General features: G+C 68.7%; 19 protein-coding genes and 1 tRNA gene. 14 read left to right on the plus strand and 6 right to left on the minus strand.

Annotation, left to right across the window (positions count from 1 at the left end; translation table 11 throughout):
* Positions 1–82 precede the first annotated feature (82 nt).
* The 4 genes from VES41_RS15070 to VES41_RS15085 all read left to right on the plus strand — a co-directional run bounded on the left by VES41_RS15070 (position 83) and on the right by VES41_RS15085 (position 4,870).
* Complete coding sequence (locus VES41_RS15070; protein WP_324818479.1) at positions 83–1,813, plus strand: choline dehydrogenase; 1,731 nt, start codon at positions 83–85, stop codon at positions 1,811–1,813.
* A gap of 1 nt (position 1,814) precedes the next feature.
* Positions 1,815–2,930: a TRAP transporter substrate-binding protein gene (locus tag VES41_RS15075; protein WP_324818481.1), complete on the plus strand. Its 1,116-nt coding sequence runs from the start codon at positions 1,815–1,817 to the stop codon at positions 2,928–2,930.
* A 75-nt stretch (positions 2,931–3,005) separates the two neighbouring features.
* Entirely contained in the window at positions 3,006–3,563 is a 558-nt protein-coding gene (locus VES41_RS15080; RefSeq protein WP_324818483.1) for a TRAP transporter small permease subunit, read from the plus strand.
* Positions 3,560–4,870, plus strand: a complete 1,311-nt coding sequence (locus tag VES41_RS15085) for a TRAP transporter large permease (RefSeq protein WP_324818485.1) — start codon at positions 3,560–3,562, stop codon at positions 4,868–4,870. The genes VES41_RS15080 and VES41_RS15085 overlap by 4 nt, the downstream gene beginning before the upstream one ends.
* A gap of 51 nt (positions 4,871–4,921) precedes the next feature.
* Here the strand turns inward: VES41_RS15085 and VES41_RS15090 are convergent.
* Positions 4,922–5,006, minus strand: a tRNA-Leu gene (locus tag VES41_RS15090).
* 43 nt (positions 5,007–5,049) lie between these two features.
* On the opposite strand from VES41_RS15090, the gene cysM reads away from it, so the two are divergent.
* Genes cysM through VES41_RS15110 form a run of 4 tightly spaced genes read left to right on the plus strand, consistent with a single transcriptional unit; the run spans position 5,050 to position 7,892 of the window.
* Positions 5,050–5,952 (plus strand): cysteine synthase CysM, encoded by a 903-nt coding sequence (gene cysM, locus VES41_RS15095; protein ID WP_324818488.1) that lies wholly within the window; start codon positions 5,050–5,052, stop codon positions 5,950–5,952.
* A gap of 8 nt (positions 5,953–5,960) precedes the next feature.
* Positions 5,961–6,509 (plus strand): NUDIX domain-containing protein, encoded by a 549-nt coding sequence (locus tag VES41_RS15100; protein ID WP_324818490.1) that lies wholly within the window; start codon positions 5,961–5,963, stop codon positions 6,507–6,509.
* Positions 6,510–6,537: 28 nt separating this feature from the next.
* A complete protein-coding gene (locus VES41_RS15105) occupies positions 6,538–6,765 on the plus strand; it encodes a sulfurtransferase TusA family protein (RefSeq protein WP_324819528.1) in 228 nt (75 codons plus the stop codon).
* 5 nt (positions 6,766–6,770) lie between these two features.
* Positions 6,771–7,892, plus strand: a complete 1,122-nt coding sequence (locus VES41_RS15110) for an SGNH/GDSL hydrolase family protein (protein ID WP_324818493.1) — start codon at positions 6,771–6,773, stop codon at positions 7,890–7,892.
* Here the strand turns inward: VES41_RS15110 and galU are convergent.
* Positions 7,873–8,763, minus strand: coding sequence for a UTP--glucose-1-phosphate uridylyltransferase GalU (gene galU, locus VES41_RS15115; protein WP_324818495.1), 891 nt, complete (start codon positions 8,761–8,763; stop codon positions 7,873–7,875). The two genes, VES41_RS15110 and galU, sit on opposite strands and share 20 nt — an antisense overlap.
* Before the next feature lie 68 nt (positions 8,764–8,831).
* On the minus strand, positions 8,832–11,702 hold the full coding sequence (locus VES41_RS15120; RefSeq protein WP_324818497.1) for a valine--tRNA ligase: 2,871 nt from the start codon (positions 11,700–11,702) through the stop codon (positions 8,832–8,834).
* Between the two features lie 179 nt (positions 11,703–11,881).
* Here VES41_RS15120 and yaaA point away from each other — a divergent pair, with 179 nt between their 5' ends.
* From yaaA to VES41_RS15145, 5 genes are all read left to right on the plus strand, one after another.
* A complete protein-coding gene (gene yaaA / locus VES41_RS15125) occupies positions 11,882–12,667 on the plus strand; it encodes a peroxide stress protein YaaA (RefSeq protein WP_324818500.1) in 786 nt (261 codons plus the stop codon).
* Complete coding sequence (locus tag VES41_RS15130; RefSeq protein ID WP_324818502.1) at positions 12,664–13,563, plus strand: 2OG-Fe(II) oxygenase; 900 nt, start codon at positions 12,664–12,666, stop codon at positions 13,561–13,563. Before yaaA ends, VES41_RS15130 begins: the two co-directional genes overlap by 4 nt.
* Complete coding sequence (locus tag VES41_RS15135; protein ID WP_324818505.1) at positions 13,560–14,468, plus strand: alpha/beta hydrolase; 909 nt, start codon at positions 13,560–13,562, stop codon at positions 14,466–14,468. Before VES41_RS15130 ends, VES41_RS15135 begins: the two co-directional genes overlap by 4 nt.
* Positions 14,465–15,322, plus strand: coding sequence for an NADPH-dependent 7-cyano-7-deazaguanine reductase QueF (gene queF / locus VES41_RS15140; RefSeq protein ID WP_324818507.1), 858 nt, complete (start codon positions 14,465–14,467; stop codon positions 15,320–15,322). The genes VES41_RS15135 and queF overlap by 4 nt, the downstream gene beginning before the upstream one ends.
* An 84-nt stretch (positions 15,323–15,406) precedes the next feature.
* Entirely contained in the window at positions 15,407–16,084 is a 678-nt protein-coding gene (locus VES41_RS15145) for a hypothetical protein (protein ID WP_324818509.1), read from the plus strand.
* 31 nt (positions 16,085–16,115) lie between these two features.
* Here the strand turns inward: VES41_RS15145 and VES41_RS15150 are convergent, their stop codons facing one another.
* On the minus strand, positions 16,116–17,330 hold the full coding sequence (locus VES41_RS15150; protein WP_324819530.1) for a DNA polymerase IV: 1,215 nt from the start codon (positions 17,328–17,330) through the stop codon (positions 16,116–16,118).
* A 134-nt stretch (positions 17,331–17,464) separates the two neighbouring features.
* Here VES41_RS15150 and VES41_RS15155 point away from each other — a divergent pair, with 134 nt between their 5' ends.
* A complete protein-coding gene (locus VES41_RS15155; RefSeq protein ID WP_324818512.1) occupies positions 17,465–18,025 on the plus strand; it encodes a putative glycolipid-binding domain-containing protein in 561 nt (186 codons plus the stop codon).
* A gap of 10 nt (positions 18,026–18,035) precedes the next feature.
* On the opposite strand, the gene VES41_RS15160 is transcribed toward VES41_RS15155, so the two are convergent.
* Both VES41_RS15160 and VES41_RS15165 read right to left on the minus strand, forming a co-directional pair.
* On the minus strand, positions 18,036–19,373 hold the full coding sequence (locus VES41_RS15160; RefSeq protein WP_324818515.1) for a sulfatase family protein: 1,338 nt from the start codon (positions 19,371–19,373) through the stop codon (positions 18,036–18,038).
* Positions 19,374–19,382: 9 nt separating this feature from the next.
* Positions 19,383–20,375 carry a tripartite tricarboxylate transporter substrate binding protein gene (locus VES41_RS15165; protein ID WP_324818517.1) on the minus strand — a complete coding sequence of 331 codons (993 nt, stop codon included), beginning with the start codon at positions 20,373–20,375 and terminating at the stop codon, positions 19,383–19,385.
* Between the last annotated feature and the right edge of the window lie 63 nt (positions 20,376–20,438).

Consider the following 20,438-nt stretch of genomic DNA (forward strand, 5'->3'; position numbering starts at 1 on the left):
GGAACATTGCGTTCCAAAAAATGCGCCTCTAGCATAGGGCAAAGACTCCACAGCGGCGAATGCCGCCGCCGAAATCAAAACCATGAGCGACAGGGAATTCGACTACATCGTCGTCGGCGCCGGCTCCGCAGGTTGCGTGCTGGCGGCCCGCCTGAGCGAGGACGCGGCCACGCGGGTGCTGTTGCTGGAAGCGGGCCCGCCCGATCGCTCGCTGTGGATCCACCTGCCCATCGGCTATGGCAAGACGATGTGGAGCCGGACCTACAACTGGTGCTTCGAGACCGATCCGGACCCGAACATGAACGGGCGCCGCATCTACTGGCCGCGCGGCAAGACGCTCGGCGGCAGCAGCTCGATCAACGGCCTGATCTACATCCGCGGCCAGCGCGAGGACTACGACCACTGGGCGGCGCTGGGCAATGCCGGATGGGGCTACGACGACGTGCTGCCGTATTTCATCCGGTCCGAGGGCAACGAGCGTGGCGCCAACGCATTCCACGGGGCCGACGGGCCACTGAAGGTGTCGGACATCCACGGGCGGCACGAGCTGATCGAGGCCTTCATCGCCGGCGCGCAGGAGGTCGGGGTGCCGCGCACCGACGATTTCAACGGAGCGCGGCAGGAGGGCGCCGGCTACTACCAGTTGAACACGCACCGCGGCCTGCGCTGCAGCACGGCCAAGGCGTATCTGACCCCGGACGTCAGGCGGCGTCCGAATCTGCGCATCGAGACCGGCGCGCAGGCCACCGGCCTGTTGCTGCAGGACCGCTTGGCCGCAGGCGTGCGCTGGCGCCAGGACGGCAGGATGCACGAGGCGACGGCGCGGGCCGAGGTGCTGCTGGCCGCCGGGGCGATCCAGTCGCCGCAACTGCTGCAGTTGTCGGGCATCGGGCCTGCGCCACTGCTCGCGTCGTGCGGCGTGCCGGTGGCGCTTGACCTGCCCGGGGTGGGCGAGAACCTGCAGGATCACCTGCAGATCCGGCTGACCTACGAGTGCACCAAGCCGATCACCACCAACGACCAGCTCAACTCGCTGCCGGGGCGCATCGGCCTGGCCATGGACTGGCTGCTGCACCGGCGCGGCGCGCTGGCGGTGGGCATCAACCAGGGCGGCTGTTTCATGCATGCCTTGCGCGACGATGACGGGCGGCCGGCAACGGCGACTCCCGACATCCAGTTCCATGTCGCCACGCTGTCGGCCGACATGGCCGGCGGTGCCGTCCACGACTTCCCCGGCTTCACGCTGTCGGTCTGTCAGCTGCGCCCGCAAGCACGGGGCCACATCCGGATCCGCAGCAGCGATCCGTTCGCCGTGCCGCAGATGCAGCCCAACTACCTTTCCACCGAGCTCGACCGCCGAACCGCGGTGGCGGCGGTGCGCGCCGCGCGCGCCATCGCGCAGACGCCGGCCATGCAGCCCTATGTGAAGCGCGAGCTCAAGCCGGGGCCGAAGGCGGAGGACGACGCGGCCCTGCTCGAGTTCTGCCGCAATGCCGGCGCCACCATCTTCCACCCCAGCGGAACCTGCAGCATGGGACCGGACGGCGATCGCATGGCGGTGCTCGACGAGCGGCTGCGCGTGCGTGGCATCGGTGGTCTGCGCGTCGTCGACTGCTCGGCCATGCCCACGCTGGTATCCGGCAACACCAACGGGCCGGTGGTGATGATGGCCGAGAAGGCGGTCGACATGATCCGCGAGGACGCGCGGCGCGCCTGCGCCGGCAACGAGCGAGCGGCCCGGCGCGAGCCGGGCGCGGCAGGCGGGCGCCAGGCAGCGCCCATTCCAACCCGTGAACCAGACGAGGAGACATGAGATGGAGAGACTGACACGACGAGGCGCGCTCGGCGCCGGGGCGGCAATCGGCGCGGCGGGGCTGGGCGCGCCTTTCGCGGCCAGCGCGCAGAGCACCGTGCGCATCAAGTTCCAGACGGCGGTGCCCACCTCGAGCATCTACTTCGAGCTCATGAAGAACTTCGCCACCCGCTGCGACAAGATGTCCGGTGGCAAGCTCAAGTTCGAGATGCTGCCCGACGGCGCGGTGGTGGCTGCCTTCGAGATGCTCGACGCGGTCGACAAGGGTGTCGTCGACGGGGGCTATTCCTGGGCCCACTACTGGTCTGGAAAGAACTCGGCCACCGGCCTGTTCTCCAATCCGGCCGCCGGAGGCGGGACGGGCATGGACCAGCTGTCGCACGTCGCGTGGCTGTTCCAGGGCGGCGGCATGGCGCTCTACAGGAAGATGTACCAGGAAGTCATGAAGATGAACGTCGAGCCGCTCTTCGTGCAGCCGATGGGACCCGACCCGCTGGGATGGTTCAAGGCGCCGATCAATTCGCTCGACGACATGCGCAAGCTCAAGTACCGGGCCCCGCCCGGGCTGGTGGGTGAGATCTTCAAGGAGATGGGCGTCAATGCCGTGGCCATGCCCGGCGGCGAGATCGTGCCGGCGGCGCAGCGCGGCGTGATCGACGCGGCCGAATGGATCGGCCCGGCCGACGACCTGGCGCTGGGCTTCCACACCGTCTTCAAGCACTACTACCTGCAGGGCCTGCACCAGTCCACCGACATCGGCGAGATCGTCATCAACAAGGGCGTGTGGGACAAGCTCTCGCCCGAGCACAAGGCCATCGTCGAGACTGCCGCCATGGCCACCATGACGGAGACCTACACCTTCAACGTCTACCGCAACGCGCTGGCGATCCAAAAGATGAAGGGCGAGTTCGGCGTGACGGTGCACGACACGCCCAAGGACATCTTTCCCGCCTTCATCAAGGCCACCAACACGGTGTACGACCGCGAAGCGCAGAAGAACGCGCTGTTCAAGGAAGTGCTGGAATCGCAGCGCAAGTTCGCGAAGACGGTGGTGCCCTACTGGAACAAGATCGAAGGGCTCTACTACAACCTGGGCGCCGACTCGCCCTACAAGTAAGCGACGGCAGCGGCGGGCGGGCGCGGCGCCGTGTCGGCGCCCGCGTCGTCGCCCGTTCACGAGACTCCGAAAAAGATGAACGACAACGACTCGAGCCTCGCGCGCCTTGCGCACCGCCTGGACCTGGTGGCCATTGCCTCCGGGCACCTGCTCATCTGGATGCTGCTGCCGATGGTGCTGGCGCTGAGCTGGGAGGTGGCTGCACGCTACCTGTTCAACGCGCCGACCATCTGGGCCTACGACATGACGTTCATGCTGTACGGCAGCTTCTTCATGCTCGGCTGCGCCTACACCTTGCAGCGCAAGGCCCACGTGCGCACCGATTCGTTCTACCAGGATTGGTCGCCGCGCCGCCAGGCCATCACCGACCTGGTGTGCTACGTGCTGATGTTCCTGCCGGTGGTCTGCGTGTTCATGGTCTGGGGCTGGGGCTACTTCTGGAAGGCGTTCCAGACCAACGAGACCTTCGTCAGCAGTTCCTGGCAGCCGGTCACCTGGCCCTTCAAGCTGTCGATGCCGCTGGCCGGTGCGCTGCTGCTGATCCAGGGCGTGAGCGAAAGCCTCAAGTGCGCCTACGCCGTGCGCCACGGCCAATGGCCCGACCCCGTCCAGGCACCGGAGGTGTCCGTATGAGCAACGAGGTCCTGGGCATCTTCGCGTTGGGCGTGCTGTTTGCCGTCATCTTCATCGGCTTTCCGATCTCGTTCACCTTGGCGGCGGTATCGCTGGGCACCGGCTATATGGTGCTGGGGCCGGTCGTGTTCGACCTGGCGGTCCTGCAGACTTACTCGGTCATGCGCGACACGGTGCTCGCTTCCATTCCGTTCTTTCTGCTGATGGGCTTCCTGCTCGAGCAGTCGGGACTCATGGAGCGGCTGTTCCGCGGCATCCAGCAGTTGCTTGCCGGCGTGCGCGGCTCGCTCTACATCGCAGTGCTGGTGACCGCCACCATCTTCGCCGCAGCCACGGGCATCGTCGGCTCCGCGGTGACGCTGCTGGGCGTGATGGCCGGCCCATCGATGATCAAGAGCGGCTACGACGCCAAGCTCAGTGCCGGCGCCATCGCCGCCGGAGGCACGCTCGGCATCCTGATTCCACCGAGCGTGATGCTGATCGTCATGGGTCCTGTTGTCGGCGTTCCGGCCACCGACCTGTTTGCCGCCGCGGTGCTTCCCGGGCTGCTCCTGTCCACCCTGTTCGTCGTGTGGTGCCTGCTGCGCTGCTGGATGAATCCGGCGCTCGGCCCGGCCCTGCCGCCGGAGATGCGCCCGGTGTCGATCTGGCCCGTGATCAAGGACCTGTCGATCGGCGTGCTGCCGGTGGTGGTGGTGATCATGTCGACGCTGGGCGTGATCCTATTCGGCATCGCCACGCCGACCGATGCCGGCGCCGTCGGCTGCTTCGCGACGTTCTTGCTGACGGTGGGCTCCGGGCGCATGACGTGGCGCCAGATCCGCAAGGCCGCACTGCAGACGCTGGAGGTGTCGAGCATGATCCTGCTGCTGGTGGCGGCCAGCAACCTGTTCGGCGCGGTGTTCTCGCGGCTGGGCAGCCCCGAGTACATGGCCGACTGGCTGATCGGCCTGTCGCTGCCGCCCATGGTCATGCTGGCGCTGATCCTGGCGCTGATCTTCGTGCTCGGCTGGCCGCTGGAATGGGTGCCGATCGTGCTGATCGTCGTGCCGGTGGTGCTGCCCATCGTGCAGGCCGCCAACATCGACATTCTCTGGTTCTGCACGCTGGTCGCGGTCACGCTGCAGACCGCATGGCTGTCACCGCCGGTGGCCCTGTCAGCCTACTTCCTCAAGGGCGTGGTGCCCCAGTGGGAACTCAAGCAGATCTACGCGGGCATGGTGCAGTTCATGCTGCTGCAGCTGCTGGCGGTGGGCATCCTGATGTTGTTCCCCAAGCTGGCGACCTGGCTTGCCGGGGTGAACTGACGCGGTGGGGGATAGATCCTGCGCGCAGACCCTGAACACGTCCGCAGGACGTGGTGCCGGAGGCCGGAATCGAACCGGCACGCCTTGCGGCGGGGGATTTTGAGTCCCCTGCGTCTACCAATTTCACCACTCCGGCAGGGTTGGGCGGGAAAGCTCAAAATTATGGCACAGTGAATGCCATGAAGTACCCGACGATCGAAGATGCCATTGGCAAGACGCCATTGGTGGCCCTGCAACGGATCGATGCGCAGGCCAATGCCGAGCGCGGCAACGTGATCCTGGGCAAGCTGGAGGGCAACAATCCAGCCGGTTCGGTCAAGGACCGGCCGGCCCTGTCGATGATCAAGCGCGCCGAGGAGCGCGGCGAGATCAAGCCGGGCGACACGTTGATCGAGGCCACCTCGGGCAACACCGGCATTGCGCTGGCCATGGCCGCTGCCATCCGCGGCTACCGCATGGTGCTGATCATGCCGGAGGACCTGTCCGTCGAGCGTGCGCAGACCATGAAGGCCTTCGGCGCCGAACTGGTGCTCACGCCCAAGAGTGGCGGCATGGAATACGCGCGCGACCTGGCCGACCAGATGGTGGCGCAGGGCAAGGGGCGGGTGCTCGACCAGTTCGCCAATGGCGACAACCCGCGCGTGCACTACGAGACCACCGGCCCCGAGATCTGGGACGCCACTGCGGGCCGGGTGACGCACTTCGTCAGCGCGATGGGTACCACCGGCACGATCACCGGCGTCTCGCGCTTCCTCAAGGAAAAGAACCCGGCGATCCAGATCATCGGTGCGCAGCCCGACGAGGGCTCGCGCATTCCCGGCATCCGCAAGTGGCCGCAGGAGTACCTGCCGAAGATATTCGAGCCGCAGCGCGTGGACCAGGTGGTGAACGTCAGCCAGGACAGCGCCGAGGACATGTGCCGCCGCCTGGCGCGCGAAGAGGGCATCTTCGGCGGGATCTCGGCTGCAGGGGCGCTGTGCGTCGCGCTGCAGATCGCGCAGGGCGTGCGCGACGCCACCATCGTCTTCATCGTCTGCGACCGTGGCGACCGCTACCTGTCGACCGGCGTCTTCCCCGCCTGAGCCGGCCCATGAACGAACCACGCTTCTGTCCCCAATGCGCCGGCGCGCTCGCCTGGCGCGAGCAACTCGAGGACGGCGGACCGAAATCCCGCCTGCGCTGCCCCGAGTGCGACTGGACGCACTGGAACAACCCCACGCCGGTACTGGCGGCCATCGTCGAATACGGCGGCCAGGTACTGCTGGCGCGCAACGCGGCCTGGCCGGCCAAGATGTTCGCGCTGATCACCGGCTTCATGGAGGCCGGCGAGACGCCGCAGGAGGGCATCGCACGCGAGGTCAAGGAAGAGACCAATCTCGACGTGAGCGAGGTGAACATCGTCGGCGCCTACGATTTCAAGCGCATGAACCAGGTCATCATTGCCTACCACGTCGTGGCGCACGGCGAGGTCCGTCTCTCGCCCGAACTGGTCGACTGGCGGCTGTACGACCTGAAGGACCTGAAATGCTGGCCGGCCGGCACGGGCTATGCGCTGGCCGACTGGTTGCGCACCCGCGGCCACGAGCCGGTGTTCTTCACGGCCGAGGAAAACGAAGAGCGCCGTCGCGGCCTGAACTGATCCGGAGAAGCACGCCATGCAAGCCCCCATGACGGTCGACAAGGAAATCGACACGCGCGGCCTGAACTGCCCGCTGCCGATCCTGAAGGCCAAGAAGTCACTCAACGAGATGCAAAGCGGACAGTTGCTGCGCGTCGTATCCACCGATCCGGGGTCGCTGCGCGACTTCCAGGCCTTCGCGCGCCAGACCGGCAACGAACTGGTCGATCAGCAGACGGCCGGCGCCGACTTCATCCACGTCCTTCGCCGGCGCTGAGCGCCATGCGCATGCCGGGCGCGCTCTGGATGGTGTTGGGACTGGCGCTGCTGCTCGGCGCGGGTGTGGCCCTGGCCGTCACTGCGACTGACCCCGGGCCGCCACAGGCAGTACTGCAGCGAGACCGCCCGGCAAATGCCATTGCCCTGGGCGTGCTCGGCGACTCCAACAGCCATTCGTACCACGACCGCCTGGCTTTTCCGCCCGGTTCCGGCGGCAGGGGCGGGGCGCAGATCGCGCGCACCTTCAATTGGCCCGAGGTCCTGGCGCGCCTGCGCGGCGGCGAACTGGATCCCGGACCCTGGCTTGAATGGGGCAGCGCAAACGAAGTCTCCGGTGCACGGCGGGCCGTGGGTCTGCCGGTGGGACGCGTGCCGCGCAAGGAAGACTATCTCTACAACTTCGCCGTCTCGAGCGCCGGCTGCGACGACCTGACGACCGGCCGCCTGAGCCAGGCGCGCCACCTCGCGCTGCTGATGGACAAGGAGCCCGAGCGCTGGCGTCGCGCGGTGGTGGTGATCTACATCGGGCTGGCCGACTGGATACCCCTGCTCGAGTTGCAGGCGCGCGATCCGGATGCACCGCAGTTGCAGCAGACCATCGACCGCTGCGTGGCGCGCCAGGCGGAGGCCATCGCGGTGGTGCGCGAGCGCCACTCCGGGGTCCGGTTCCTGATTGCGGGCCTGGTCAACGAGATCGACGATCCCGGGCAGTTCGAGCACTTCCGCTCGGCCGGGGAATCGCGCAACGTCGACCTGGCGCTGGGCCGATTCAATGCCGCGCTGCGCGGACTGGCCGAGCGAACGCCGGGCGCCGCCTTTTTCGATTCGCACGCCTGGTTCCGCAAGCACTGGGGTTCGCGCGGACCGGATGGCCTGCCCAATGCCTACCGTACGGTGACGATCGGGAGCTTCCAGGTGAGCAATACCGTCGGCGACGAACCGCGCAACGCGCTGGTGGCCGACTATCACGCCGGCACCGTATGGAACGCGCTGTGGGCACAGGCCGTGGTTCAACAGCTCAAGGACGGTCTGGGACTGTCGCTGACGCCGGTGACCGACGCCGAACTGTGGCGCTACCTGCAGCCGCTGGTGGCGCCGGCGGGGCTCAAAGCCCCAGGCTCTTGAGGTAGGCGCGGAAGGACTCGCCCACTTCCGGATGCTGCAGCGCCAGTTCGACGCTGGCTTGCAGGAAGCCCTCCTTGCTGCCGCAGTCGTAGCGCACGCCCTGGTAGGCGTAGGCGTACACGGGCTCCTTGTCGAGCAGGGCGGCGATGCCGTCGGTCAGCTGGATCTCGCCGCCGGCGCCCTTGGGCTGGCGCCGGATCTGCTCGAACACCGAGGGCGACAGGATGTAGCGGCCCGCCACTCCCAGGCGTGAAGGCGCGCTTTCGGGGCTGGGCTTTTCCACCATCTGGCGCACGCGGGTCAGGCCGTTGCCGGCATCCTCGCCAGCCACGATGCCGTAGCGCTTGACGTGCTCGCGCGGCACTTCCTGCACTGCGAGCACGGAGCCGCCGTGCTCGGCGTGGCCCTGGACCATCTGGGCCAGCACGCCCTGGCCACCGGCCGGACCGACCATCAGGTCGTCCGCCAGCAACACGGCGAAGGGTTCGTTGCCGACCAGGTGTTCGGCGCACAGCACGGCATGGCCCAGGCCCAGCATGCGCGGCTGGCGCACGTACGAGCAGGTCATGTCGTCAGGCGTGACCGAGCGCGCGATGTTCAACAGCTCGGCCTTGCCGCTGGCCTCGAGCTGGCTTTCCAACTCATAGGCAGTGTCGAAGTGGTCTTCGATGGCGCGCTTGTTGCGCCCCGTCACGAAGATCATGTCGCGGATGCCGGCGGCATAGGCCTCCTCGACCGCGTACTGGATGAGGGGCTTGTCCACGACCGGCAGCATTTCCTTGGGCTGCGCCTTGGTGGCCGGCAGGAAACGCGTGCCGAAACCGGCGACGGGGAAAACGGCTTTGCGGATGCGAGGCGTGGATGCAGACATGTCGGGCTTCATTCACGGTTGGTAGTGGAATCAGCCCCTATCGTAAACCCCAGCCTGACGCGGGCCTGTCAGCCGAGGCGCCTGATCTGCTCGGCAAGGCGCGCCACGGTCGCGGAGAAGTCCGCCACCCGCTGGCGCTCCTGCTCGATGACGGCCGGCGGCGCCTTGGACACGAACGCCTCGTTGCCCAGCTTGGCGTTGGCCCTGGCCAGTTCTCCTTCGACCCGCGCCAGCTCCTTGGCGATGCGCACCTTCTCGGCCGCCTTGTCGACTTCCATGTGCAGGCACAGGCGGGCGGGTCCGACCACGGCCACCGGTGCGGCCTGCGCGGCAGCCGTCCAGGCCGCCTCGTCGTCGAAGACCTTCACTTCGCTGAGCTTGGCCAGCGTGGCCAGTACCGGCGCGGCGTCGCGCAGGAACTGCGCCTCGCCGGCGCCGTCGGCCAGGGCATAGAGCGGCAGCCGCGTGGCCGGCGAGACCTTCATCTCGCCGCGCAGCGTGCGGCAGCCATCGACCAGCGCCTTCAGCCGGGCGACGTGGGCCTCGGCCGCCTCGTCGATCTTGGCGCTCTGGCTCTGCGGATATTCGGCCACCATGATCGAGTCGCCGCCGCGGCCGGCCACGGGAGCGACCTTCTGCCACAGCTCCTCGGTGATGAAGGGGATGACCGGGTGCGCCAGGCGCAGCAGCGCCTCCAGCGTACGGATCAGGGTGCGGCGGGTGGCGCGCTGCTGAGCGGCGTCGCCGTTCTGGATCTGCACCTTGGCGATCTCCAGGTACCAGTCGCAGAACTCATCCCAGGCGAACTGGTAGATGGCGTTGGCCACGTTGTCCAGCCGGTATTCCTCGAAGCCCCTGGCCACCTCGGCCTCGACGCGCTGCAGCGTGGAGGCGATCCAGCGGTCGGCCTGCGAGAAGCGCAGGTAGCCATGCGCCGGGCCGCCCGGCTCGCACTCGGCCTTGGTGTGCTCGCGCAGGCCGCAGTCGTGGCCCTCGCAGTTCATCAGCACGAAGCGGGTGGCGTTCCAGAGCTTGTTGCAGAAGTTGCGGTAGCCCTCGCAGCGCTTGCTGTCGAAGTTGATGCTGCGCCCCAGCGAGGCGAGCGAGGCGAAGGTGAAGCGCAGCGCATCCGCGCCGAACGCCGGAATGCCTTCGGGGAATTCCTTGCTCGTGTTCTTGCGGACCACCGGCGCCGTCTCGGGCTTGCGCAGGCCCTGCGTGCGCTTGTCCAGCAGCGTCGGCAGGTCGATGCCGTCGATCAGGTCGACCGGGTCGAGCACGTTGCCTTCGGACTTGCTCATCTTGTTGCCGTGCGAATCGCGCACCAGGCCGTGGATGTAGACGTCGCGGAACGGCACCTTGCCGATGAAGTGCTTGGTCATCATGATCATCCGGGCCACCCAGAAGAAGATGATGTCGTAGCCGGTCACCAGCACGCTGGATGGAAGGTACAGCTCGAGGTCCTGCGTCTCCTCGGGCCAGCCCAGGGTGGAGAAAGGCACCAGCGCCGAGGAGTACCAGGTGTCGAGCACGTCTTCGTCGCGGCGCAGCTTGCTGCCGGGCGCCTGGGCCTGCGCCTCGGCCTCGTCATGGGCCACGTAGAGGTTGCCCGCCTCGTCGTACCAGGCGGGAATCTGGTGGCCCCACCACAGCTGGCGCGAGATGGTCCAGTCCTGGATGTTCTCCATCCAGTGGTTATAGGTGTTGACCCAGTTCTCGGGCACGAAGCGCACCTCGCCCGAGCGCACCGCGTCGATGGCCTTCTGGGCGATGGACTGGCCGTCCGGGCCGGCCTTGGTCATGGCCACGAACCACTGGTCGGTGAGCATCGGCTCGACCACCGCGCCGGTGCGCGCGCAGCGCGGCACCATCAGCTTGTGCTTCTTCGTCTCGACCAGCAGGCCCTGGGCCTCGAGGTCGGCCAGCACGGCCTTGCGCGCCTCGAAGCGATCGAGGCCGCGGTACTTCTGCGGGGCCTGGTCGTTGATGGCGGCGTCGAGCGTGAGCACGCCGATGATCGGCAGCCCGTGGCGCTGGCCCACGGCATAGTCGTTCGGGTCGTGCGCCGGCGTGACCTTGACGACGCCGGTGCCGAATTCCTTGTCGACGTATTCATCGGCGATGACCGGGATGAGACGGTCCACCAGCGGCAGGCGCACCTGCTGGCCGATCAGGTGGCGGTAGCGCTCGTCCTCGGGATGGACCATCACGGCGGTGTCGCCCAGCATGGTCTCGGGCCGGGTGGTGGCCACGGTCAGCGAGCCGCCGCCTTCGGCCAGCGGATAGGCGATGTGCCAGAGAAAGCCGTCTTCCTCCTCGCTTTCCACTTCCAGGTCGCTCACGGCGGTCTTGAGCACCGGGTCCCAGTTGACCAGGCGCTTGCCGCGGTAGATCAGGCCTTCCCTGTACAGCTGCACGAAGGTCTGCGTGACCACCTTGGACAGCTTCTCGTCCATGGTGAAGTACTCGCGGCTCCAGTCGACCGTGTCGCCCAGGCGGCGCATCTGCTCGGTGATGGTGTTGCCCGACTTTTCCTTCCACTCCCACACGCGGGCGACGAAGTTCTTGCGGCCCAGGTCGTGGCGGCTGAGGTTCTGCTCCTGCAGCTGGCGCTCCACCACGATCTGGGTGGCAATGCCGGCGTGGTCCGAGCCCGGCAGCCACAGCGTGTTGGCGCCCTTCATGCGGTGGTAACGCGTCAGGCTGTCCATCACCGTCTGGTTGAAGGCGTGGCCCATGTGCAGCGTGCCGGTCACGTTGGGCGGCGGCAGCTGGATGGCGAAGGAGGGTGCGCCTTCCTTAGGGGCCTGCGTGCCGCGCCAACCGGCGCGGGCATAGCCGCGGCGCTCCCACTCGGGCCCCCAATGCGCCTCCAGGGCGGCGGGTTCGAAGGACTTGGACAGGCTGGCAAGGCCGGGCTGGTTCAGGGTGTCGCTCATGGCGGAAGGAGGGGCGAAGGAGTGGGGCCGAGGGCCGGCCGGTGCGCATCGAGTCGGCATCGCGCACAGGCGACGACCGCGATTCGGAATCTCGGGCAATTTTATTCGAGACATGGTCCGGGGGCCTGCCGGCGGCCCGGACCTCCCTGGGGCCAGGCACGCGCCGCGATAATTCCGCGATGCTCTTCCTGCTGTCCCCTGCCAAGTCGCTCGACTACGACACCCCCCTGCCCGAAGACCTGCCGGCCACCACGCCGCATTTCGAAAGCGGCCGCGGCCCTTCGGTAGAGCTGATCCGCGTCCTGCGCCAGAAGTCGCCGCAGGACATCGCCGGGCTGATGAGCCTGTCGGACAAGCTCTCGGCCCTGAACGTGGCGCGCTACGCCGCCTGGCGCGCGCGCAGCACGCCGGAGAATTCGCGGCAGGCGGCCTTCGCCTTCGACGGCGACGTCTACGGCGGCCTCGACGCGCGCACGCTCTCGCGCGACGAACTCGACTGGGCACAGCAGCATCTGGTGATCCTCAGCGGCCTGTACGGCGTGCTGCGCCCACTCGACCGGCTGCAGCCCTACCGGCTGGAAATGGGCACGGCGCTGGCCAACCCGCGCGGCAAGGACCTGTACGCCTTCTGGGGCACGCGGATTTCCGCGTACCTGAACCAGCGCGCGGTCCAGGACGTCACCCCGGTGGTGATCAACCTGGCGTCGCAGGAGTACTTCCGGGCGGTCGACCGCAAGGCGCTCAAGGCCCGTGTGGTCGAATGCGTCTTCGAGGAAGGCCGCGGCGGGCAGTACAAGGTCATCAGCTTCTTCGCCAAGCGGGCGCGCGGCCTGATGGCGCGCTGGGCGGTGCGGCACCGTGCGGCCACGCCCCAGGCACTGGAGCGATTCGACCTGGAAGGCTATTCTTTCGATGCCGCGGCGTCGCAACCGCATCGCATGGTGTTTCGCAGGACGTCCCCATGAGTTCCAGCAACGCAATGAAATCCACCCAGCAGCCCATCAGCGCCGACCTGCGGCGTTGGGTCATCGAGCAACTCGGCGCCGGCCACACGGTGGAGGCGCTGCGCCAGTCGATGCGCCAGTCCGGCTGGCGCGAGGACGCGATCGAGGTCGCGCTGTTCGCCCTTCCCGTCGCCGGCCGCGCCGCCGCACCGGCTTCTGGCGCGCGTGCGGCCGTTGCCGGCGCGCAGGCGCAGCCCGCCGCGCGCCAGCCCGGCCCCGTGCTCGAAGGATCTGCGGCCTTCATCGATGCCGGCGACCGACAGGTGCCGGTGCTCATGACGCTGCAGCATCCGCGCGTGGTGATGTTCGGCGGCCTGCTGTCGGACGAGGAATGCGACGGCCTGATCGCGGCCGCCGGCGAACGCCTGGCGCGCTCGCTCACGGTCGAGACCAAGACCGGCGGCGAGACGCTCAACCAGGACCGCACCAGCGACGGCATGTTCTTCGAGCGCGGCGAGAACGAGATCGTGCGCCGGGTGGAGGCCCGCATCGCCCGCCTCCTGAACTGGCCGGTGGAGTTCGGCGAGGGCCTGCAGGTGCTGCGCTACCGCCCCGGCGCCCAATACCGGCCGCACTACGACTACTTCGATCCGGCCGAGCCGGGCACGCCGACCATCCTGCGGCGCGGCGGCCAGCGCCTGGGCACCTTGCTGATGTACCTGCAGGCGCCCGAGGCAGGCGGCGGCACGATCTTCCCCGACGTCGGCCTGGAAGTCGCGCCGAGCCGCGGCAGCGGCCTGTTCTTCGGCTACGACCGGCCCGACCCCGGCACTCGCAGCCTGCACGGGGGCTCGCCCGTGCTGGCCGGCGAGAAATGGGTTGCCACCAAGTGGCTGCGCGAGCGGGAATTCAAGTGAAGCTTCGCGCCAACGGCATCGACATCGAGGTCGAGGACAGCGGTGCCGACGGCAGCCAGGCCGATCGCCCGGTGGTGTTGCTCATCATGGGCCTGGGCATGCAGCTGATCGGCTGGCCGCCGGACTTCTGGCAGCCGCTGGTCGCGGCCGGATTTCGCGTCGTGCGCCACGACAACCGGGACATCGGCCTGAGCGAGGGTTTCGACCACGCGCCGCGGCGCAACCTGATGTGGCAGGCACTGCGCGCGCGCCTCGGGCTGGCGGTCGACTCGCCCTATACGCTGCAGGACATGGCGAACGACTCGCTCGGCGTGCTCGACGCCCTGGGCATCCGGCAGGCGCACGTCATCGGTGCCTCGATGGGCGGCATGATCGCCCAGCGCGTCGCGGCCAGCGCGCCCGGGCGCGTGCGGTCGCTCACCAGCATCATGAGCTCCAGCGGTGCGCGTGGGCTGCCCGGCCCGCACCCCCAGGTGGCGGCGCGGCTGGTGCGTCCTTTGCCGGCGCGCACCGAGCAGGCGCTGGTCGACTACAGCCTGGGCTTCGTGCGCATGATCGAGAGCCCGGCCTACCCGAGCGAGGAGAGCGTGCTGCGCCAGCGGCTGACCGAAGCGCTGCGCCGTGCCTACCGCCCGTCCGGCCTGATGCGCCAGATGCTGGCCGTTGGCGCGGACGCCGGACGCGCCGAGGTCCTCGCATCCATCCGGTGCCCGACCCTGGTGCTGCACGGCGAGGCCGACCGCCTGGTGCCGATCGCCGCCGGCCGCGATACGGCGCGACGCATCAGCGGCGCGCGCTTCGTCGCCATCCCCGGCATGGGTCACGACCTGCCGCCGGGCGTCAACGCCCTGCTGCTGGACTACATCATTCCCTTTCTGCGTTCTGCCGAGGAGCGCGCTCCATGAACCTGTCCAACACGCCCGAGCAGTCGCCGCTGGGCCACGCCACCGTCTACCCGGACCACTACGATCCGGGCCAGCTCTTTCCGATCGCCCGCGCCGCCCAGCGCGCCGGGCTGGGCATCCGCGACGATGCGTTGCCTTTCTTCGGCGCCGACCTGTGGTCGGCCTTCGAGCTGTCGTGGCTCAATGCGCGCGGCAAGCCGCAACTGGCCATCGCGCACTTCACGATTCCGTGCGAGACGCCCAACATCATCGAGAGCAAGTCGTTCAAGCTCTACCTCAACAGCTTCAACAACGCCGTCTTCCATGACGCCCAGGCGGTGCGCGACCGGCTAGTCGAAGACCTGAGCCTGGCCGTATGGCGCGGCAGCGACCGCACCGGCCGCGTCGGCGTGAAGCTGCTGGCGCCGGAGCTGTTCGACCGCGAACCGGTGCACGAGCTCGACGGCGTCGACCTGGACCGGCTGGACCTGGAATGCACGCACCAGCATCCGGCGCCCGAACTGCTGTCGGCCAACACCGGCGAGCAGCCGGTCACCGAGACGCTGACCAGCCGCCTGCTCAAGAGCAACTGCCCGGTCACCGGCCAGCCGGACTGGGGCAGCGTGCAGATCCGCTACAGCGGCCCGCAGATCGACCAGGCCGGCCTGCTGCGCTACATCGTGAGCTTTCGCGGGCACAACGACTTTCACGAGCATTGCGTCGAGCGCATCTTCAACGACATCCGCCAGCGCTGCCAGCCGACCAGGCTGGCCGTGTACGCGCGCTACACGCGCCGCGGCGGACTGGACATCAACCCCTTCCGCACCAGCTGGCCGCAGCCGCTTCCCGCCAACGTCCGCACCGCGCGCCAGTAGCCGTTCCGTCAGGCCGCGTCGAGCCTTCGAGTAGCCCTGCTCCTACAAGCCCGGGCGTGGCCCGCACCGATACTCCTGCGAATGATGAAATCCTCGCCGGGCGCCCGCAGCTGGATCGCCGCGGGCGTTCGCCACGAAGTACTTTCCCGCGTACTGCCCGCCTTGCGCCACGACATGGTCGCGCCGGTCTCGGTAGTGCGCATGGCGCTGCTGACCCTGCGCCGCCAATTGCAGGCCGAGCCGGTCGACGGCGCCGCCTGCCTGGAGCGGGTGGCGCTGCTGGACGACCAGTTCGGTGAACTCACTCAGCGCGTGCGGGGCCTGCGCGACTGGGACCTGACGCCCACCGGCGAAGGCGTCGCGCGCACGGAACTGGTGCGGGAATGCGTGGAGCTCCTTCGCCCCGCCTTCGACCTGCACGGCGTCGCCCTGCAGGTCGACGAGTCGCTGCAGGAGCAAGCCGACGAGGCGCCCCTGCCGCACGGCGGAGCGCTGCGCTACCTGTTGCTGGGCGCGCTTTGCTATCTCAACGACAGCGGGCACGGGCCGCGCTGCATCCGCATCACCGCGCGCGAACCGCAAAGCGTTCTGCTGTTCATCGGGCCGCGCGAGGGCAGCGCCGACGGACCGGACGGCGCGGTCAACCCCGCCCCGCGCCGCCTGGCGATCGATGCCGTGGCATTGCAGAACCTGGCCGACGACCTCGGTTATGAAGTGGCGGTGGACGATGCCGGACTGCGGCTGGGGCTGATGCCGCGCTAGCGCGCCTCGCGGCCCCGACGGGGCCGCCGCTTCAGAACAGCGAACCCGTGAGCGCGCCGGCGTCGGCGACGCTGCCGCGCCGAGCGGGCAACGACGGCCGCGCCACGGCTTCCTCTGCGGCCGTCGCCTGCGCACTGCCGGCGCGCACCAGGCCGCCCACGCGCACGCCCAGCAGGCGCAGCGGGCGCTCGAGCGGCACGCGCTTGAGACACTGCCCGGCGGCCTGGCGGATGACGCCGCCGTCGTCGGTGAAAAGCGCCAGTGTCTGGTCGCGCGTGGCGATCTTGAAGTTGTCGTAGCGCAGCTTGACGCCGATCGTGCGGCCCACGTAGCCCTTGCGCCGCAGGTCTTCACCCACCTTCTGGCACAGGTGGGTGAAGATGGCGCCGAGCTCGGCCCGGTCGCGCACTGCGTGCAGGTCGCGCTCGAAGGTGGTCTCGCGGCTCATCGACACCGGCTCGCTTTCGGTCACGACCGGCCGGTCGTCGCGGCCCCAGGCCGCCTCGTGCATCCAGGCGCCGGTGCTGCGCCCGAAGGTGGCCATCAGCCACTCGCGCTCGCGCGCGGCCAGTTCGCCCAACGTCTGGATGCCGTGCTGCTGCAGCCTGGCGTCCGCCTTGGGCCCGATGCCGTTGACCTTGCGGCACGGCAGCGGCCAGATGCGGCTGGCCAGGTCTTCCTCGTACACGACCGAGATGCCGTTGGGCTTGTCGAACTCGCTGGCCATCTTGGCGATCAGCTTGTTGGGCGCCACGCCCACCGAACAGGTCAGGCCGGTGGCCTCGAAGATGGCCTTCTGGATCAGCCGCGCCAGCACGCGGCCGCCCTCGCGCTGGCCGCCGGGCACGTCGGTGAAGTCGATGTACACCTCGTCCACCCCGCGGTCCTCCATCACCGGCGCGATGTCGGTGATGATCTTCTTGAAGGTGCGCGAGAAGCGCCGGTATTCGTCGAAATCGACCGGCAGCAGGATCGCCTGCGGGCACAGCCTGGCCGCCTTCATCAGGCCCATCGCCGAGCCGACGCCGAAGGCGCGCGCCGCATAGGTCGCGGTGGTGATGACGCCGCGGCCGACGTAGTCCTTCAGGCGCGGAAATGCCTCGAGCGCGATGTCCGCCAGGGAGCCGCCCTCGGGAATCTGGCGCAGCACCTCGTCCTCGCGCCGGCGCCCGCCGCCGATGACCACCGGCAGGCCCTTGAGCTGCGGATAGCGCAGCAGTTCGACGGACGCGTAGAAGGCGTCCATGTCGAGGTGGGCGATGCGGCGGCGGGCGGGTTCGGTCACGCTGCGGATTGTGCGGTCTGGCGCCGCGGCGGCCGGGGGCGGGGCGCGGATGCCCCCTCTGGTGCGTGTCCCGCTTCAATGCCATCATTCGCGCCATGCAGACCATCGCCACCATCTTCTGGCGCCGGCTCGATGCGCCAGGCCATGACGCCTGTCGCCTGGAACGGCACGGGGAGAGTTGGCAACTCGACGGCGCGGCGGTGTTCCGCCACACCGACGGCCGTCCGGCCCGGCTCGACTACCGGGTCTTCTGCGACAAGGCGTGGCATGCCAAGTGGGGCCGCGTGCGCGGCTGGGTCGGGGAGTCGCCGGTCGACATTTCCGTGGCGCGCAACCCGCGCGGCGACTGGACGCTCAACGACGAGGTCGTGCCCGACCTGGGCCACTGCGTCGACCTCGACCTGGGCTTCACGCCTGCCACAAATCTGGTGCAGTTGCGGCGCATCCACCTGGACAAGGGCGATTCGGCCGAGGTGGCTGCCGCCTGGATCGACCTGGACGGCGAGTCGCTCAGCGCCCTGGTGCAGCACTATCGGCGCCGCGGCGACGGTGCCTATGACTATCACGCCCCGCGCTTCGACTACAAGGACACGCTCAAGGTGGGCGCCGAAGGCTTCGTCACGCACTACCCGGGGCTGTGGGAGACGGTCGCGTAGGTCGCAGGCGCTAGCGCTGCGGCATTTCCTTGTACGAGTAGCCCAGGCTCACGGTCGCGTCCTCGGGGATGGGCGGCATGGACGCGTTCCAGGCTTCCCATTGGTCGCGCATCGCGGCCAGGCGCTGCGGCTCCAGCGGTGCCTTGTTGGCGCGTTCGCGCTCGTCCTGCGGGATGTTGAACAGGTAGTCGTTGCCATCGACCCGCAGGTACTTCCATTCGCCTTGGCGCAGCGCCCGCTGGCCGCGGTGGTTCATGCGCCAGTGCAGCGGACGCTCGAAGGCGTGGCCGGCGTCGCGCAGCACCGGCATCAGGGAGACGCCGTCGAGCGGGTAGTCCGGGTGCGCCGAAGCGCCGGCGGCGTCCAGTATGGTGGCGCTCCAGTCCATCGACATGCACAGCTGGGCGCTGGTGCCGCCCGGCGCGATGGCGGCCGGCCAGTGGGCGATCCAGGGCACGCGGATGCCGCCCTCGGTCAGGTCCATCTTGCCGCCCACCAGCGGCCAGTTGTCCGAGAAGCGCTCGCCGCCGTTGTCGCTGGTGAAGATCACCAGCGTGTCGCGTTCCTGACTCGTCTCGCGCAGCGCCTGCATGATCCAGCCGATGCCCTCGTCCATGTGATGGATCATGCGGCGATAGGTGTGGATGTTGCCGCCCGCCAGGTCGAACAGCTTGTTGTGGATCTTCGCGGGCCGTGCGGCGTCGTCGCGCGTCTCCCAGGGCCAGTGCGGCGCGGTGTAGTGCAGGCTCAGGAAGAAGGGCGCGTCCTCGCCGGCCATGCGTCGGACGTAGTCGGCGGCACGGCGCGAGAGCAGGTCGGTCAGGTAGCCCTCGGTCTTCTGTTCCTCGTCGCCGCACCACAGGTCGTGCTGGCCGGTCGAGTCGCAGTGGGTGAAGTAGTCCACCCCGCCGGACATGGGGCCGAAGAATTCCTCGTAGCCCGAGCGCAGCGGCCCGAAATGCGGCTGCGATCCCAGGTGCCACTTGCCGATCAGGGCCGTGCGGTAGCCCGCCTCGCGCAGCAGCGAGGGCACCGTCGGATGCGAAGGCGGCAGCCCGAGCGTCGCGCTGCCGCGGCTCTTGCTGTTGATCGGCTCCTCTGCCGCGCCGCGCAGGCGGTACTGGTAGCGGGCGGTGATCAGTCCAAAGCGGGTCGGCGAACACACCGGGGAGTTCGCATAGCCCTGGGTCATGCGCAGGCCGTTGGCGGCAAGGCCGTCGAGCACCGGCGAGACGGGACCGAAGGCCGCCTCCCGGCCGCCATAGCAGCCCAGGTCGGCGTAGCCGAGGTCGTCGGCCACGATGAAGATGACGTTGGGGCGCCGCCCCGCATTCGTGCTGCTGCTCATGGGGCGATCCTATTCCGCCTTCATGCCGGTGGCCTTGACGATCTCCCCGTAGCGCCTGCTGCTGTCGGCCAGGTGCCGGGCGGCGGCTTCGCCGGTCTCGCCCAGGGCAACCATGTCGAGACTGGCCAGCCGCTGCTTGAGCTCGGGCGTGGCCAGCGCGGCTGCCAGTGCCTTCTGCAGCTTCTCGACCACCGGCGCCGGCGTGGCGGCCGGCACCATGGTCAGGTAGAGCACCTCGAATTCCATCTTCGGCAGGCCGAGTTCGCCCACCGTGGCAACCTCCGGCAGCAGCGGCGCGCGCTGGCGGCCGGTAACGGCCAGGGGCAGCACCTTGCCGGCCTGGATGTGCGGCAATAGCCCCGGCGTGGCCAGGATGCCGGCCTGGACCTCGCCGGACAGCAGTGCGGTAACTGCCGGCGCATTGCCCTTGTAAGGCACGTGCAGGATCTTCGCGCCGGTGGCGGTGCCGAAGATCTCGGCCGCCAGGTGCCCCGGGCTGCCGTTGCCGGCGGAGCTGAAGGTCATGTCCTGCTTTCTGGCCATCTCGACGAACGCCGGCAGGGTCTTGGCGCCCACCGACGGATTGACGCCGAAGGCCAGACCGGAAGAACTGAAGATCATCAGCGGCTTCAGGTCCTTCTGCGCGAACGGCATCGACGGGTAGACATGCGGGTTGATGGTGAACGGCGTGTCGATCGACAGCAGCACCGTGTAGCCGTCCGCCGGCGCCTTGGCCACCAGGTCGGCGCCGATGTTGCCCCCGGCGCCGGGCCGGTTGTCCACGACGAACGGCTGGCCCAGCGCTGCCTGCAGCGGGATCGCCAGCGCGCGGCCCAGGATGTCGAGCGGACCGCCGGCCGGGAAGTTGGTCAGCAGCTTGACCGGCTTGTCGGGGTAGCCGTCCTGCGCCTGCGCGGCTGCAGGGGCCAGGGCGATCAGCGCGGTGCTGCAGAGGAGGCCGGCCAGCCAGTGCGGGCGGCGGGCGCGGGGTGTGGCGCTCATGGGTGTCTTGTCTCCGAGGTGTGATCGATGCCGCGGCCACGATGTGCTGGCCCGGTGCGGCCA

The organism is Variovorax sp. (assembly GCF_035634955.1).
Classification (GTDB): domain Bacteria; phylum Pseudomonadota; class Gammaproteobacteria; order Burkholderiales; family Burkholderiaceae_C; genus Variovorax.